The sequence below is a fragment of the Streptomyces sp. NPDC058632 genome, from assembly GCF_042717095.1.
GTDB lineage: Bacteria > Actinomycetota > Actinomycetes > Streptomycetales > Streptomycetaceae > Streptomyces.
The window spans coordinates 1-15075 of the sequence record NZ_JBHXQZ010000073.1 but is presented as its reverse complement, the minus strand read 5'-3'; the positions used below and the strand labels follow the sequence as shown (position 1 = coordinate 15075).

The window sequence follows — 15075 nt, the reverse complement described above, 5'->3', positions numbered from 1 at the left end:
GTCGGCGAAGCCGCAGACCAAGGCCAATGTGGAGCTGCCGGCCCGAACTCTGCGGCCGTCCTCACGGCAGGGGTTGTCCCGACCATTCTTCCGATATATCGTTGAGTTATCGCGACAGGTCAACGATGGAATGGAGAGTGGTTGTGATGCATACCCATGGTTTCGAGCATGGACATGGTCGCGGTGGTCCGAGGGGCGGCCGGGGCGACTTCGACAGGCTGCGGGCCGCTTTCGGGCCCTTCGGTCCCGGTGGGCCGGGTGGTCCCGGGGGTCCCGGCTTCGGTCCGGGCTTCGGGCACGGTCCCTGGGGCGGACGGGGGCGTGGCGGGCCCAGGGGGAGGGCGCGGCGCGGTGACGTGCGGGCATCGATCCTGGCCCTGCTGAAGGACCGGCCGATGCACGGCTACGAGATGATCCAGGAGATTGCCGAGCGCAGCGGCGGGGTGTGGAAGCCCAGCCCCGGCTCGGTGTACCCCACCCTCCAGTTGCTGGAGGACGAGGGGCTGATCGTCAGCGAGTCCGAGGGCGGCAAGAAGCTGTTCGCGCTCACCGACACCGGTCGCGCGGCGGCCGAGGAAGGTCCCGAGGCGCCCTGGGAGGAGGCCTCCCGCGGAGTCGACTGGGAGGCGCTGAGCGAGATCCGGCAGGCCGGGTTCGGCCTGATGGAGGCGTTCGGGCAGGTCTGGAAGACCGGCACCAAGGAGCAGCGCGAGAAGGCGCTCACCGTCGTCAACGAAGCCCGCAAGAAGCTGTATCTCATCCTCGCCGACGACGGCGACTGAGGCCGGGACCGAGGACAGAGGTCCGGTGCCCGAGGCGTCAGGAGGTCGGCCGGCGTGAAGGGGGCGGCCCGTGGAGAGATCCGCGGGGCGCCTTCGTGTCTGCGTGCTGCGGCGTGGTGGGACCCGAGGGGGAGCGGAGCTGATTCTCCTTCCCGAGGAGGAGATTGCGGCCCGGCGTATCCACTTCCCGTGGGACGGGAAGATGCTCCCCGCCGGGGATGCTCCGGACCCGCGGGACTGATGTGGTGGGAGGCGTGCAACACCGTACCCCCAGGCCGTCGGCCTGCCCGGCCCAGGAGCAGGGCATTCACCGCGCGGAACACGGTGCCGGACTCAGTGCGGAGCTGGCAGCGGTGGTCAGCGGTGCCCGCCGCAGAGCGGTCGGGGACGCGGACCGCCGGATCGGCACCGCCCATCTGCTGCACTCACTGCTGGAGTCCGACGCCGAGGTGTGCGCGGTCCTCGGCGAGGGCCCGCGCACCGCTCGGCTGCTCGGCTACCTGGTCCAGCGCAGCATCGGTTACGGCCTGCGCTGGCAGGGCGCCGTCGAGGACTCCGGCTCCGTCCCGGTGGCGGTGCGGACCACCGGGTTCTCGCCGGCGGCGGCCGGCCTGGAGCACGCCCGTGAACGCGCCGCACGTCATGGCGGGCCCGCGCGCGGCGTGGACCTGCTCACGGCGATCATCGTGGACCCGCAGGCGCGGGCGGTGGAGGTGCTCGAGCACGCCGGAATCGACCACCGCGGCGTCCTCGCCCGCCTCGAGGCGGCACGGGCCGGCGACCCTGCTCACTGAGCCGAAGGGCTGAGAGCGTGGTGAGGGCCGGTCGGCTCCCGCCCGGCAGCGGATCCCTTCCCTTCCCCTCCCCTCGCCCGCCCCCGGGCCGCGCGTCCAGCTCGTGAGACAGGTGTCATGAGGGGTGACGCTCCTGTCTGTGCCTGGCATCATGTGCCGGTGCCTACCTCTGCCAGCACTCAAAACGACCGGAGCACCCGTGGGAAGGGCCTCGGGCTCGGCCTCGCGCTCCTGTCCGCGGTGGCCTTCGGAGGGTCGGGGGTCGCCGCCAAGCCGCTGATCGAGGCGGGCCTGGACCCGCTGCACGTCGTGTGGCTGAGGGTGGCGGGCGCGGCCCTGGTCATGCTGCCGTTGGCCGTGCGCCACCGGGGACTGCTGCGCACCCATCCGGCGCTGCTCGCCGGGTTCGGGCTGTTCGCCGTCGCCGGGGTCCAGGCCTTCTACTTCGCCGCCATTTCCCGTATCCCCGTCGGCGTCGCGCTGCTCGTCGAGTACCTTGCGCCCGCGCTCGTCCTCGGCTGGGTGCGGTTCGTGCAGCGGCGGCCGGTGACCCGGGCGGCGGCGGTCGGTGTGGTGCTGGCGGTGGGCGGACTGGCCTGTGTCGTGGAGGTGTGGTCGGGCCTCGGCTTCGACCTCGTCGGACTGCTGCTCGCGCTCGGCGCCGCCTGCTGCCAGGTCGGCTACTTCGTCCTCTCCGACCAGGGCAGCGACCACGGCGACCGGGCGCCGGACCCGCTCGGTGTGATCGCCTACGGTCTGCTCGCCGGCGCCGCAGTCCTCACCGTCGCCGCCCGTCCGTGGTCCATGGACTGGTCGGTGCTCGCGGGCAGCGCGCGCATGGACGGCACCCCGGTCGCGGCCTTCGCGCTGCTCGCCTGGATCGTCCTCGTCGCCACGGTCGCCGCGTACGGCACCGGCGTGCTTTCCGTACGCCGGCTCTCGCCGCAGGTCGCCGGGGTGGTGGCCTGCCTCGAAGCGGTCGTCGCCACCGTGCTGGCCTGGGTCCTGCTCGGCGAGCACCTGTCGGCGCCGCAGATCATCGGCGGCGTGGTGGTTCTGGCGGGCGCGTTCATCGCCCAGTCCTCGGCACCCGCCGGAAGTCCCGACGGCCCGGTGGCGAGCGGGGGAGCCGAAAGGGAGTTGTCCACACCGGGAACCGCGGCCTAGGGTGCTGATCATGCATGCGCGCGCACTTGTTCTTCCGCCGCCCGCCGTCTGAGGCGGGCCCTGAGCTTCCCGCGCCCGGCGCGCTGCCGCCGGGCGTCGTGGTGCTGCCCGCAGACGCAGTCCGCGGGCCCCGCGGGACCGGTTCGATCCGGGCCTGATCCCGGGGCTCCCTTCCGGCCTTTCGCGCAGCGCAGGCACTTCCGTGAGTGGTGCGTACGCGCGCGTATCTGTGCAACTGCGGAGAGAACACGTGTCGAACACCTTCACAGGCCTGCCCGTCGGGCGAGGCCTGCTCTATCTGATCGTCGCCGGTGCCGCCTGGGGCACCGCGGGCGCCGCCGCGTCACTGGTCTACCGGACCAGTGACATGGGGCCGGTCGCCCTTTCCTTCTGGCGCTGCGCGACCGGCCTGGCGCTGCTGCTCGGCGCCCGGATGCTGGTCCCGCGTGCCCGGACCGCCGTGACCGAGGCGCCGGGCTCCCGGGTGCGGCGGGCGGTGGCCACCGGGGTGGGGCTGGCCGTGTTCCAGACCGCCTACTTCGCCGCCGTCGCCGCCACGGGACTCGCCGTGGCCACCGTCGTCACCCTCGGCGCGGGACCCGTGCTGATCGCGCTCGGCGCGCGGCTGTTCCTGGGGGAGCGGCTCGGCCGGGGCGGGGCCGCCGCCGTCGTGGGGGCGCTTGCCGGGCTCGCGGTGCTCGTCCTCGGCGGCGGGGAGACGACCGCGGACCCGCGGGGCATCCTGCTCGCGCTCCTGTCCGCGGCCGGCTACTCGGCGATGACCCTGCTCACCCGGTGGTGGGGGCGTGCCGGCGGGCTGGACGCCTCCGGCATGACCGTCGGGGCGTTCGCCGTCACCAGCGTGCTGCTGCTGCCGTTCGCCGCGGTCGAGGGACTGGTGCCGCACACCGGCGATCCCGGTCTGCTGCTGTGCCTCCTGGTGTACATCGCCGCGGTCCCGACAGCTCTCGCCTACGGCCTGTACTTCGCGGGCGCGGCGGTCGTACGGTCGGCCACCGTGTCCGTGATCATGCTCCTCGAACCGGTGAGCGCGGCAGTGCTCGCCGTCGCCCTGCTCGGCGAGCGGCTCACCCCGGCCGTACTGGCCGGCACCCTGCTGATGCTCGGCTCGGTCGCGGGGCTCGCGATCGACGAGGCACGGGGCGCGCGGACCGGCAGGGGGGAGGGCGGCGCGGCGCCGGCGTGACGGCGCAGGCTCTCAGGGGAGACGCCTTCGGGGGAGGCCCTTCGGACGACCCCTCGGGCGAGGCCGCGGCGTCACAGGGTCGCCAGGTACTCCGGCGGCTCCGTGCCGCCGGGCAGGGCGGGGTCGGCGAGCGGGGTGCCGTAGGCGCGGACCAGGGGGACGACGCCGGCCCAGTGGGGGAGGGCGAGGTCCTCGGGCTCGTCGTTGACGCCGCCGGTGCGGAGCTTGGCGGAGACCTCGGTCAGGTCGAGGCGGATCACCGCGGTGGCGGCCAGCTCCTTCTTGTTCGCCGGGCGGGAGTCGGCGGCGCGGCCGGGGACGACGTGGTCGACGAGGGCGTCCAGCGCCTGCCGCTTCTCCTCGGGACCGGTCACGTCGTACGCGAGGCCGTGCACCACCACGGAGCGGTAGTTGATCGAGTGGTGGAACGCCGAGCGGGCCAGCACCAGTCCGTCCACGTGGGTGACGGTCAGGCAGACCGGGAGCCCGGGGTCGGCCAGGCCCGCCGCGCGCAGCGGGCGCGAGCCCGTCGAACCGTGCACGTAGAGACGCTCGCCGACCCGGGCGTAGAGCGTGGGCAGCACCACCGGTGCGCCGTCGCGGACGAACCCGAGATGGCAGACGTAGCCCTCGTCGAGTATCGCGTGCACCAGGTCCCTGTCGTACGCGGCACGGTCCGGGGAGCGGGTGGGAACCGTGCGCCCGGTGGGCCGGTAGCTGTCGGTGTGGGCGTCGGTGTCGGCGGGCTGCTGCGGCTGCGGGGTCCCCGGCATGGCGTCCTCCATTGCACTAGTGCATACTTGGCTTTGTGCTAGGAGAATATCGGATCACGGGTCGGCGTGCTGCGGAGATTTCGGCGAGCATCGAGCGCGCGGTGGGCGAAGGGGTGCTCCGGCCGGGGGAACTACTTCCGCCGATGCGGGAGTTGGCGGACCGGCTCGGGGTGAATCCCAATACCGTCGCGTCCGCGTACCGGACCCTGCGCGAGCGTGGGGTGATCGAGACCGCAGGCCGCCGAGGGAGCCGGGTGCGGCCCAAACCGGCCACCACGGCGCGCGACGCCGTCCGGGTGGAGGTCCCGCGGGGCGTGCGGGACCTCTCCGACGGCAACCCCGACCCCGCGCTGCTGCCCCCGCTGGCCGAGGCCTTCGCGGCCGCGGCCGAGCAGGGCGACCGGGAACCGGTGCTCTACGGGCACGCACCCGTGGAGCCCGGACTGGCCCGGTTCGCCCGCGCCGGACTGGACGCCGACGGCGTCCCCGACGGCCCGGTCACCGTGACCTCCGGCGCCCTCGACGCCATGGAGCGGGTGCTCGCGGCCCACCTCAGACAAGGCGACGCGGTGGCCGTGGAGGACCCCGGATGGAGCAGCGTGCTGGACCTCGTCCCCGCGCTCGGCCTGCGGACCGTCCCGGTCGGCGTCGACGACGAGGGGCCGCTCCCCGACGACGTACGGCGGGCCCTGACCGGCGGGGCACGCGCGCTGATCGTCACGGACCGGGCGCAGAACCCGACCGGTGCCGCACTGAGCGCGGCACGCGCGCGTGCCCTACGGGCGGTACTCACGGACCACCCGGAGACGCTGCTGATCGAGGACGACCACGGGCATCACATCGTCGACCTGCCCCTGCACCCCCTCGCCGGTGCCACCCGCAGCTGGGCCTTCGTCCGCTCGGCGGCCAAGGCGTACGGCCCCGACCTGCGGCTCGCCGTGCTCACCGGGGACCCGGTCACCCTCGACCGGGTGCGCGGACGGCAGCGGCTCGGGCCGGGCTGGGTCAGCCGCACGGTCCAGCGCGCGGTGCTCCGGCTCTGGACCGGCGGCGCGGTGGACCCGGCGGCGGTGGCGGCGCGGTACGGGCGGTGCAGGGACGCTCTGATCGGGGCGCTGGCCCTGCAGGGGATCACGGCGCACGGACGCAGCGGCATGAACGTGTGGGTGCCCGTGCCGGACGAGACCGGCGCCGTCGCGCGGCTGCTGCACGCGGGCTGGGCGGTGGCGCCCGGTACCCGCTTCCGGATGAGCACCCCGCCCGGCATCCGTGTCACCGTGTCGACGCTCACCGGGGACGACATCGGTCCCTTGAGCGAGGCCATCGGCGCGGCGCTCGGACCACAGGCGGGGGAGTCCAGGACGTATGCCTAGGGCGGGCGTGGGGGCCAGGCCGGACGGTCCCTGCCCCGCCCGTTACCGCGCGCCCAGTTTCCGGAAGTCCCAGGACACGATCTTCTCCGGGGTGAGCCGTATCCAGGCGTGCCTGCCGTCGTGCGGAATCTCGTCGAGGCCGAAGTTCTTGCGCGCGAACAGCGTCTCGGGGGCGTCGAGTTCGGCGCAGAGTTCGCCGGTGCGGGGTACCTCGCCCACGAACTCCACCTGCCCGGACAACTCGGCACCGCGCAACTCGTCGTACTCCTCGCCGGTGTCCACGACGATCGCCGCCCGCTGGTTTCGGCGCAGGTCCGCCCAGCGCTTGGAGCGCACCACGGAGTACAGCCACAGTGAGGTGCCGTCCCAGGCGAACCAGAGCGTGCTGACATGCGGTGCGCCGTCGGCCGACACCGTGGCCACCCGGCAGGTGCGCTGAGCGGTGAGGAAGTCGTCCAGTTCGCCCGGCGTCATCATGATCTTCCGGCCCCGGCGCTGCGTGGCGGTCATGCGGCCCCTCTTCTCTCACGTCGTGTCAGGGAGATCCTCTGACATCACGTCAGAAAAGGATGAGTCGTCTTCCTTCTTCATGCAAGGGTGCCCGGTCTCACCCGCCCGGCCGCCGACGACCGGGGAATCGCGCCGCTGCCGAACGCCGCCCCGACGGCCGGGTGCCAACCGCCCGGCCCGCCTTCCCCGTGTCGTCGAGCGACTGTCCGTACGGGAGTTGGCCGGCACCGTCCGGTGCGCCGTCCCGATCCAGGCCGCCGTCGCCGTACCGATGGACGCCCGTCGACTGCACCCTCGCGATGGCCCGTCACACCCTGTCCGTGGCCGCCACCCTCACGACCACGGACAAGGTGTCGGCCCGCAGGGGCCGGCGACGCCGTACGGTCCGGCGCTGCCGGCTCACGCGAGCGTGATCGAGTCCCCGTTGACGGTGATCTCCATGGCGGGCAGCGGCTTGGTCGCCGGGCCGCTCTGCACACTGCCGTCGGTGATCGAGAAGTTGCTGTTGTGGCAGGGGCAGTTGATGACCCCGTCGGCGACGCTCTTCACCGCGCACCCCTGGTGGGTGCAGGTTGCCGAGAACGCCTTGAACTCGCCCGCCGTCGGCTGGGTGACCACCACTTTGCTGTCGGCGAAGACCTTCCCGCCGCCCTCGGGGATGTCGGCGACCGAGGCGAGCGCGGCACCGGTGGCCTCGTTGCCCTCGTCGCCCGAACCGTCGCCGGTCGCTGCGTTGTTGTCCGGGGAGTTGCCGGGAGCGGCGGAGTCCGACGAGCCGGAGGACTCGTCGGAGCCCCCGCAGGCGGTCAGCGCGACGGCGAGGCCCGCCGCTCCGGCCGCCGCCACGACGGTTCGACGGGCCGGTCCCGATGCGAGCTGATGCGATGCGCTGGTCATGCGGCTATGTCCCTTCCGGGGGGTTGCGTGATCTGGGGAGAGGTACGGTCGGCGTGCCCGCGCTGTTCAGGCGCTGTCGAGCTTGACCCGTACACGGTCGGACGGGCGTAAGCCGCAGCTGTCGTTTCCCTGTCGGAGTACGGGCCCGCTCTGCCCGGGCCGCCTGTGACACGGGGTGACGTGCCGCCCGTGGCCTGGGGCGATGCTCAGGGAAGTGACCGCGACCGGTTACCTCGCCCGCTGCGTGAGGGCGGGTCGCTGCCGGGGCTGGTCGAGGGTGACGATTTCGGCACCCGCGTTCTGACGTTGTCCAGCCAGTGTCCTGCGCCAGAGATCCGTCGGCAGAAGCGGGCGAGGGAATCGAGGAGCTCCTCCAGCGTCTTGACCACGGACGTTTCCACCTGGTCAACGCGGATGGCGGGCGGCCGGTTCCCGGCGCCGCCACTTGCGGACGGTGTCGGCGGTTACCCGCGACTCGCGGGCGACCGCGACGACCGGCGGTGCCTCCGGACCCGCGCACGTCAGCACGATCCGCGCGCGCAGGGCCAGCGCCTGGGCCGACGGCGCCCGCCGCATCCACCGCCCCCGCACCGCCCGCTCGTCATCGGAGAGCGGCAACGGTTCCAGTTCCGGGCCCCGACGAGGGACTGACGCACCAGCAGCAGAAGTCACACAACCACCAACGATCAACTACTGGCCCAGGACACTGGTGGCGTTGTTCTACGATGATTGGACAACGTCCGTGGCCGACCAGAGCGGTTACCTCTTTCGGCGCCTTTCACGGACGTGCCGTCCTCTGCGGCCGATCCTCCCCACGCGCTCCCCGGGGACGCGGCCACTTCCCAGGGAGCGCCGCTGCCGCTGGTGGCAGTGCCGCGAACCCTGTCGCGGCGGCAGACACGCCGAGTGACCGCCGTGGGACGGGTGCTTTGCCGGGCGGCTCCGCTTCGGTCAGTCGTTCCGGAAGGGACCAGGTGGCTCTGCGACCTGTCGCGATGGGTGGCTGTGGGATGTTGACCTGCGCGGATGGTCTTTCGGCTGTTCACGCTCGTGCCCGTTGGCGCAGCCCGAAGTTCCAGTGGTCCCAGGAGACTCCCACTGCCGGCAGCCGTTCTCCCGGCGCCGCAGCGCCTGTGGGTGCGGTGTGGGCTGCCGGGGGCCTGTGTCAGTGACCCGGGGCGGCTGTGCCGCCGCCTTCCGCTCGCTGCGGAGCCTGCCGCACTGCCGAGCCCCTCCCGTACAGAGCGTATCTCTCCAGCATTCGGCGGGCCGCGTGCCCGGCCCTCAGTGATTCACCGGCAATGTACGACTCCCCGGCGCGCAGGGCCTCGGACCGGGCCGTTGAGGACAGGACTGTACCCGTTTGCCCGTTACCACCGAACTGGAAGCCGAGCTGGGTCGTATAGCACTGTGCTGCGGCGGTCTTGTCCGCCAGCACGGCGCCGATGTCGACTGTCACTTCACTCGTCCCGTTGAGCATGCTGCGCTGAGACTCGGTGTCCGGCTGCGGTGCCCGGGTGGCATATGGCATGTCGCGCCACCAGCCGATCCGCGGGGACGGTGCGGCGGCGGCGACCGCCCGGGCGGTAAGGAGGTGGTCGACGTGGCCGCCGATGCCCTGGGGAGCGAGAACGAGGTCCGCCGACGCAACGTGGTGACGAAGCAGGCGCTGCAGCTCTGTTTCCGCCGTGTCGTCGGGGCGGGGAGGCTGGAAAAGCTTCGATGGGCTGTCGTAGCCGCGGTGCGGGGCCTCGGGCAGTGAGAGATGGACCGGTCGGAGGGTGCCCAGCCGTTGCTGGGCGGCCCTGTCCTCTGCGCGGCGCAGGGCCATGTAGTCCACGTCGGGAGGAAGTCCTTTGTCGAGCTGGGTGGAGAGCGCGAAGGGGCAGGGATCGTCGACCGACGCGGTGAAGCAGGTGACCACCCGGACGTGCCAGCCCGTTCGGGACAGCAGCGCCAGTACGCCTCCCGCGGAGAAGACCGCGTCATCCAGGTGCGGGCTGACGGCGACGGCGGTTCGGACGCCTGAAACGGGCGGCATCACAGCAGGTGGGGTTCGCGGCGGAACCGGCAGGACAAGTCCACGACGGGTTCTGTGCCGTTGCCGGCCCAGGCTTCTCCGGTCGTCGTTCTGGTCGGCCATGCGGCGCGCACCTCTTCGTACACGACGCAGATGCGCGCGGCGGCCACCGACCACGACCACTGGGTCCGCACCTGCCGCAGCGCCGTGCGCGCGAGGCGGTCGCGCAGCGGCGCGTCGTCCAACATCCGGCCGACGGCTTCGGCCAGGGCGTGAGGATCGCGTGGTGGTACCAGCAGCCCGTTGAAACCGTCACGTACGCAGTCCACCACGCCGACCACGCCGGTGGACACCACAGGCAGTCCGCTGGCCATCGCTTCGAGAATGGTGTTGGAAAACCCCTCGGCCCAGGTGGGGCTGACGAAGACATCCCCTGTGCGGTAGACGGCGGGGGCGTCGTGGTAACCGGTGGGGCCGAGAATCTCCACGGTGTCGGCCAGGTCGAGCTGTCGTGCCTGGTGGGTCAGCCGGTCCAGGTCGGGGCCGGTACCGGAGAAGCGCAGCCGTAGCCGCCTTCCCCCGGCGTGAAGAAGCCGGACCGCTTCCAGCAGGTCCAGGACGCCTTTGCGGACATCGATCCGGCCGTGGTAGATCAGCACCGGCGGATCGCCGAGGGCCCCCGGCTGCCGTTCGGGTGCGGGGCTGAAGAGATCGGTGTCGGTGGCTCCGGGAACCACGGTGAAGCGCTCGGCCGCCATGTGATGGCGGACGGCGACTGCGTCCCTGAAGGACGATGAGCCGATCAGGAGGGCTGGGGTGTCTCGCAGTACCCGGCGGATCGCCGTGCGGTGGGTGGTGCAGCAGGTGCCGACCCAGTGGCCGTCGCCGCCCTGGATGGAGACCACGGCAGGGACTCCGAGCCGCTCGGAGGCCTCCAGCACAGCCAGTCCTGTCGGGTAGCCGTACTGGGCGTGCAGGACGTCCAGTGGCTCGTGGGCGTGCAGGCCGGCGATCGTGTCGCGCAGTGCGGCAACGTCGGCTTCGAAGTCCGCCGGCAGTCCGTCGCCCACGGCCTGTTCACCCCGGGATTCCAGCGCCACCAGACGCACACCGTCAGGAACCCGCTCGGGCGGGGGAGGACCGCCGCCGTAAACGGCGCGGCCCTGGCGGTCGCCACGGTACTGCGACACCAGGGTGACCTCGTGGCCTGCTGCGGTCAGGGCCCGCAGCAGGTTTTCCGCGTAGGCGCTCATGCCCGACACGGCCGGCCAGTAGCGCCGTGAGACGAAGCAGATCCTCATCGTGCTCCCTGTGATGCGCCGGCGCCGCGTGAGACGGAAGAGTGCGAGGGGTTGCCGACTCCCGCGCCCTCGGCGCTGCGCAGCGCCTTGAGCGCGGAGCCCGCCAGGGTGTCGGCGCGGTGTGCGTCGCGGGACAGTTCCAGGCTCACCAGCCCGTCGTACCGCACGGCGCGCAGCGCGCCGAGGACGGCGGGCAGGTCCATGTCGCCCTCGCCCGGGGCGCGGTGCTCGTGCCGGCCGTACGGCATGTCCTCCACGGCGACCGCGCCGAGGTCCCCGGCGTGCCGCGCTATCGCCTGATCCGGTGTCAAACCTCCGGTGACCAGGCAATGCCCGGTGTCCAGGGCCAGACGCAGGCCGGGGACGAGAGCCGCCAGCAGGGAGTAGCCGGCGCAGTCCTCGATGAGCATGCCCGGCTCGGGTTCGAAGGCCGCCACGATGCCCCGTTCGGCCGCGTACGCGGTGACGGCGCGCGCTCCCTCCACCAAGTGGCCCCACGCCGTTCCGCCGGGGGCGGTGTCCGTGCCCGCCACCGGGACGCCCGCCCAGAACGAGACCGCCTCACTACCCAGGTCGGCGGCGATGTCCACGCACAGACGCAGGAACGCCAGGCGGCGGGCCCGGCCGGCCGGATCGGCGGTGATCAGCGTCGGCTCGTGCTTGTGCCGCGGGTCCAGCAGGAAGCGCGCTCCGGTCTCTATCGTGCTGCCCAGGCCCAGACGGTCCAGTCGGCGGGCCAGCGCCGCCGTGCGGGCGGCCAGATTCGGTGCGAACGGGTCGTGGTGGGATACGTCCACGGTGAGCGCGACGCCGTCGTACCCGCTGTCGGCCAGCAGGGCCAGCGCGTCGTGCAGACGGTGCGAGGTCATGCCGTTGGTGTTGTAGGCGTAGCGCAGCCTGTCGGCAGGAGGTGTCATCGGGACGCTCCTGCGGTAGTGCGGGCCAGTGCGTGCCGGTCGGGTTCGCGGTAGAGGGGATACAGCGCCCCCACCGTCGCCTGCGCGGCTTCGGTGTCGAACCAGGCCGGACCGCCCAGGCGTTCGCGTGCCTCGGGCGTCAGGTGCACCGGCCGTGCTCCGGGGTGGGGAAGCGGCCCCACCCCGGCCAGCGGGTGCTCGCGTTCCATGAGCCTGCGGATTCCGCGTTCGCCGATCCTCGCGTAGGACATGGTCTCCACCTCCATGCCGGGGACGAGTGCCTTGACCGCGTGAGCCCCGCGACCGTCCGCCTCGATCACCAGGACGTCGAAGTCCTCCAAGCGCAGGAGCAGGTCCTCAAGAAGAACGGCGGGGTCGTCGAGTGAGCCGGACGGCACGGTCGGCAGGGAGGAGAAGGCCACGGTGGATCGCCGGGACAGCACGGCGGGCTCCAGCAGCTCCCGCAGCCGCCGGGCGTCCAGGGAGACCCAGGCCCGCATTGCCGACAGCGCTCTGGGCTCCTGTTCCGTCAGAGGCGAGGACAGCTCGCGTTCGAGGTACCCGGACGGGGCGATGCGGGCGATCGTCTCCAGGGGGCCGTGGGAGAACACTTTCCGCGCGCGAGAGGAGACGTACTCCGTCAGAGCCTTGCGCAACGCTGTCCCGCGGTCCGGGTGGGCGGCCTCGCCGCACGCGGTGAGCGCCAGCGCTGCCGCGTCCTCGCGCGTTCCCGAGGTCTCGTCCGTGCCGACGACGTGGATGTCGGCCAGCCCGAACTGGGTGGAGGCCAGCTTGGGCAGCACCTCGATGCCGACCTCTCGGAGCCGGTCGAGGAGGTGGCGGGTGACCGGGTCGTTGACCTCGTCCAAGTCAATGACCACGCCCTCGTCCATCGCGCGGTGCGCGGTGGCGTTGCCGTCACGCTGGAGAATCTCCAGCAGCGCATGGGACAAGGCCCGTTTCCGGGTGTCTCCGGCTCCCAGCCCGTTGGTGACCGGTGTGGTCAGCCAGCCGCCGGGCGGCGGACCACCTGGCAGGTCAAAGCCGCAGGAGGCGGCGAACTCGGCGGGCACCATGACTTCCTCACCGGTGCGGTAGCGGCGCGCGGGTACCCAGTCCAGGGGGTGCTCGAGGCTGTAGTCCGCGCCGGCCGGCAGCACGAGACCGACCGGGTCGGCAACCCGGTCCCGGCCTCGTTCGCGCACCAGTTCCGCGTAGGAGGCACGGCGGCGTTCGGTGCGGGCCATGTGCCGTGCGAGCAGGACTTCCTCGGCGAGTTCGCCGTAGGCGCCGATACGGGCCCGGGTGAGGTCCGCTCCGTATCCACAGGCGCTTTTGCGGACGCCGGCCGCGTCCAGGTGGTCGGCCGAGACGACCGGAAGACCGGTGCGGTCGGCCGCGCTGATGTCGAAGTCCTGCTGTTGGCCAGGGGCCAGCGCGTCCTGGTAGGCCCGCACCACCGGGTGTTCGGCGGCGGCGCTCACCGGTCGCCTCCCAGCTGGAGGGCGGCCGTGCCGGGACGGCCGGCCAGCTGGTGGTCGAACAGGCGCAGGACGTCCGTGGTGGTCACCGGGGCGGCGAACTCGAAGGGGGTGGCCACCGCCTCGAAGTCCAGTGCGCCGATCACCGACCGGTAGTGGCGCACCTCGTCGTGGGAGAGCGGTATCCGGGCGTGGTAGGCCTTGTGGCAGGACAGGGCCCGCGGCACGGTGCCGTCCAGGTCGACTTTGAGGGCGTCGCCACAGAAGAGGATCTTTCGGCGTTCGTCGTGCAGCACGCAGTGGCCGGGGAAGTGGCCTGCGGTGCGGTGCACGGTCAGGCCGGGCGCCAGCTCGAGACGCTCGTCCACCGGCCAGGTGACCCGGAACGCCTTCGTCCACGGCAAATCCTGTACGCCGATGGCCACCACCGGAGGGGCGAAATGGCGCTGGAGCTGCCACAGGGCGCCGTAGCCGTGGACGTGACTGGCGCCCAGCCGGGTGACGCCGCCGAGACGTTCGATCTCAGCCAGCGCGTCGGGCGGGTAGTAGGGGGCGCCTTCCCAGGCGACGTTGCCGCCGTCGGCCTCGATCAGCCAGCCCGTCGAGCCCAGGCCGAAGGCCGGCGAAGCACGGAATCCGGTGACGCCCGGCACGGGCCGGTACCAGTCCGCGACCAGGAGGGCCTCAACCGTCTTCTCGTCGGAGAGATCCCAGCCCTCCTCGGGCAGTGCGTTGCGTACGTCGCAGCAGACCGGGCAGGCGGGTGGGGTGGTGAACCACTGTTGCCAGTGTCCGCAGTTGGTGCAGGCGTACATCATCAGGGTCATCGTCGGCCTTCCTCGGCGGTGAACGGGACCGGCAACAGGGACGTGTCCGGCGCGGAGACCGCGCGGGCGCGGGACAGCGCCTTGAGCAGCAACCGGTGCAGGGCCAGGTCGCGGTGCAGCGGCCACGGCCAGGTCCGCTGCACCGGGCAGCCGGCGCGTACCGCGACCGCGGCCGCGGAGAACCTTTCGATCTGGAGGGCGAAGGGGGACGCGCCGGTGTCGAACGGCACGGGCACGCGGCGCGCGGTGTCCGCGCCGGTGAGCCACAGTTGCCCCCCGGGGTCCTGGCCAAGTGTGTTGACGGCGGTCAGCTGCCCGAGGGTGCCGACGATCTCGAGCCGGCGGCGGGGCAGCGTGTCCGGGGTGTTGTAGGCGACGTGCAGGCTGACCAGGACCGCGTCACCGGTGCGGCCGGCCAGTACGGCGCCGTCGTCGACCGGATAGGGATGAACGCGGTGCTGCACCAGCGCCGTCAACTCCGCCACGTCGTCCCCTCCGAGCAGGACACCCACCAGGTCCAGTCCGTGCGGCGCGAGGTCCAGGGCGGCCCCGCCGCCCGCCCGCGCCGGATCAACGCGCCAGTTGTCGTACGGGCGGCCGTCCGGCGACCAGGCGGGCGGCAGCCAGCAGCCGTAGGTGATCCGCACCACCGTGACCGTTCCCAGTGCTCCGGAGGCCACCACCTCCCGCGCGGCTTGGTGTGCCGGGTGGAAACGCTGGTCGTAGGCGGTCGCCGCCAGAATCCCTGCCCGGTCACAGGCGGCGACCAGCCGCTCGGCGTCGGCGATGTCGGCGGCCAGCGGCTTCTCGCACAGCACCGCGGCCCCCGCCCCCGCGGCCGCCGCGGCCGCGGGGTGGTGGGCGTGGTTGGGCGTCGCGACGTACACCGCTTCGGGCCGGTGCACGGCCAGCAGGGAGGTGAGGTCGGGGGCGGGGCGGGGCCCGGGTGCACCGGCCCCCACCCGGGCGGGGGGCGCCGCGTCGGGCGCGGGCACGGCGGCGGGGCGGGGCGCCGGGCCGCCGGCC

At 72.7% G+C, this 15075-nt stretch carries 15 protein-coding genes; 5 read left to right on the top strand and 10 right to left on the bottom strand.

The features are described 5' to 3' along the window. The first annotated feature begins 146 nt into the window (after window positions 1-146). From ACFWVE_RS25070 to ACFWVE_RS25055, 4 genes are all read left to right on the top strand, one after another. Entirely contained in the window at window positions 147-782 is a 636-nt protein-coding gene (locus ACFWVE_RS25070; protein WP_384018054.1) for a PadR family transcriptional regulator, read from the top strand. Window positions 783-1036: 254 nt separating this feature from the next. After that, window positions 1037-1576 carry a Clp protease N-terminal domain-containing protein gene (locus ACFWVE_RS25065; protein ID WP_384018052.1) on the top strand — a complete coding sequence of 180 codons (540 nt, stop codon included), beginning with the start codon at window positions 1037-1039 and terminating at the stop codon, window positions 1574-1576. A 153-nt stretch (window positions 1577-1729) separates the two neighbouring features. Continuing rightward, complete coding sequence (locus tag ACFWVE_RS25060) at window positions 1730-2743, top strand: DMT family transporter (protein ID WP_384018049.1); 1014 nt, start codon at window positions 1730-1732, stop codon at window positions 2741-2743. 250 nt (window positions 2744-2993) lie between these two features. After that, window positions 2994-3950 carry a DMT family transporter gene (locus ACFWVE_RS25055; RefSeq protein WP_384018046.1) on the top strand — a complete coding sequence of 319 codons (957 nt, stop codon included), beginning with the start codon at window positions 2994-2996 and terminating at the stop codon, window positions 3948-3950. 71 nt (window positions 3951-4021) lie between these two features. Here ACFWVE_RS25055 and ACFWVE_RS25050 read toward each other — a convergent pair whose 3' ends face one another. Further along, window positions 4022-4723 (bottom strand): pyridoxamine 5'-phosphate oxidase family protein, encoded by a 702-nt coding sequence (locus tag ACFWVE_RS25050; RefSeq protein WP_384018043.1) that lies wholly within the window; start codon window positions 4721-4723, stop codon window positions 4022-4024. 35 nt (window positions 4724-4758) lie between these two features. Here ACFWVE_RS25050 and ACFWVE_RS25045 point away from each other — a divergent pair, with 35 nt between their 5' ends. Beyond that, window positions 4759-6096, top strand: coding sequence for an aminotransferase class I/II-fold pyridoxal phosphate-dependent enzyme (locus ACFWVE_RS25045; RefSeq protein ID WP_384018040.1), 1338 nt, complete (start codon window positions 4759-4761; stop codon window positions 6094-6096). Between the two features lie 42 nt (window positions 6097-6138). Here the strand turns inward: ACFWVE_RS25045 and ACFWVE_RS25040 are convergent, their stop codons facing one another. The 9 genes from ACFWVE_RS25040 to ACFWVE_RS25000 form a co-directional block, all read right to left on the bottom strand. Then, window positions 6139-6606: a pyridoxamine 5'-phosphate oxidase family protein gene (locus tag ACFWVE_RS25040; RefSeq protein ID WP_384018037.1), complete on the bottom strand. Its 468-nt coding sequence runs from the start codon at window positions 6604-6606 to the stop codon at window positions 6139-6141. Between the two features lie 399 nt (window positions 6607-7005). Beyond that, window positions 7006-7503 carry a Rieske (2Fe-2S) protein gene (locus ACFWVE_RS25035; RefSeq protein WP_384018034.1) on the bottom strand — a complete coding sequence of 166 codons (498 nt, stop codon included), beginning with the start codon at window positions 7501-7503 and terminating at the stop codon, window positions 7006-7008. A 405-nt stretch (window positions 7504-7908) separates the two neighbouring features. After that, window positions 7909-8121: a hypothetical protein gene (locus ACFWVE_RS25030; protein ID WP_384018114.1), complete on the bottom strand. Its 213-nt coding sequence runs from the start codon at window positions 8119-8121 to the stop codon at window positions 7909-7911. Between the two features lie 547 nt (window positions 8122-8668). After that, a complete protein-coding gene (locus ACFWVE_RS25025) occupies window positions 8669-9544 on the bottom strand; it encodes a PIG-L deacetylase family protein (protein WP_384018031.1) in 876 nt (291 codons plus the stop codon). Continuing rightward, entirely contained in the window at window positions 9544-10824 is a 1281-nt protein-coding gene (locus ACFWVE_RS25020) for a glycosyltransferase family 4 protein (RefSeq protein WP_384018028.1), read from the bottom strand. The genes ACFWVE_RS25025 and ACFWVE_RS25020 overlap by 1 nt, the downstream gene beginning before the upstream one ends. Then, complete coding sequence (locus ACFWVE_RS25015) at window positions 10821-11741, bottom strand: sugar phosphate isomerase/epimerase family protein (protein ID WP_384018026.1); 921 nt, start codon at window positions 11739-11741, stop codon at window positions 10821-10823. Before ACFWVE_RS25015 ends, ACFWVE_RS25020 begins: the two co-directional genes overlap by 4 nt. Continuing rightward, on the bottom strand, window positions 11738-13225 hold the full coding sequence (locus ACFWVE_RS25010) for a YcaO-like family protein (RefSeq protein ID WP_384018023.1): 1488 nt from the start codon (window positions 13223-13225) through the stop codon (window positions 11738-11740). Before ACFWVE_RS25010 ends, ACFWVE_RS25015 begins: the two co-directional genes overlap by 4 nt. Further along, window positions 13222-14049, bottom strand: a complete 828-nt coding sequence (locus ACFWVE_RS25005) for an MBL fold metallo-hydrolase (protein WP_384018020.1) — start codon at window positions 14047-14049, stop codon at window positions 13222-13224. Before ACFWVE_RS25005 ends, ACFWVE_RS25010 begins: the two co-directional genes overlap by 4 nt. After that, on the bottom strand, window positions 14046-15075 hold a 1030-nt coding region (locus ACFWVE_RS25000; protein ID WP_384018017.1), incomplete at its 5' end, for a Gfo/Idh/MocA family protein. The genes ACFWVE_RS25000 and ACFWVE_RS25005, both read right to left, overlap by 4 nt.

Bases quoted from the DNA above. Each gene is read 5' to 3' on its own strand.
- ACFWVE_RS25070 (WP_384018054.1), top strand. From the start codon at position 147: ATGCATACCCATGGTTTCGAGCATGGACATGGTCGCGGTGGTCCGAGG.
- ACFWVE_RS25050 (WP_384018043.1), bottom strand. From the start codon at position 4,723: ATGCCGGGGACCCCGCAGCCGCAGCAGCCCGCCGACACCGACGCCCAC.
- ACFWVE_RS25040 (WP_384018037.1), bottom strand. From the start codon at position 6,606: ATGACCGCCACGCAGCGCCGGGGCCGGAAGATCATGATGACGCCGGGC.
- ACFWVE_RS25035 (WP_384018034.1), bottom strand. From the start codon at position 7,503: ATGACCAGCGCATCGCATCAGCTCGCATCGGGACCGGCCCGTCGAACC.
- ACFWVE_RS25025 (WP_384018031.1), bottom strand. From the start codon at position 9,544: ATGCCGCCCGTTTCAGGCGTCCGAACCGCCGTCGCCGTCAGCCCGCAC.
- ACFWVE_RS25020 (WP_384018028.1), bottom strand. From the start codon at position 10,824: ATGAGGATCTGCTTCGTCTCACGGCGCTACTGGCCGGCCGTGTCGGGC.
- ACFWVE_RS25015 (WP_384018026.1), bottom strand. From the start codon at position 11,741: ATGACACCTCCTGCCGACAGGCTGCGCTACGCCTACAACACCAACGGC.
- ACFWVE_RS25005 (WP_384018020.1), bottom strand. From the start codon at position 14,049: ATGACCCTGATGATGTACGCCTGCACCAACTGCGGACACTGGCAACAG.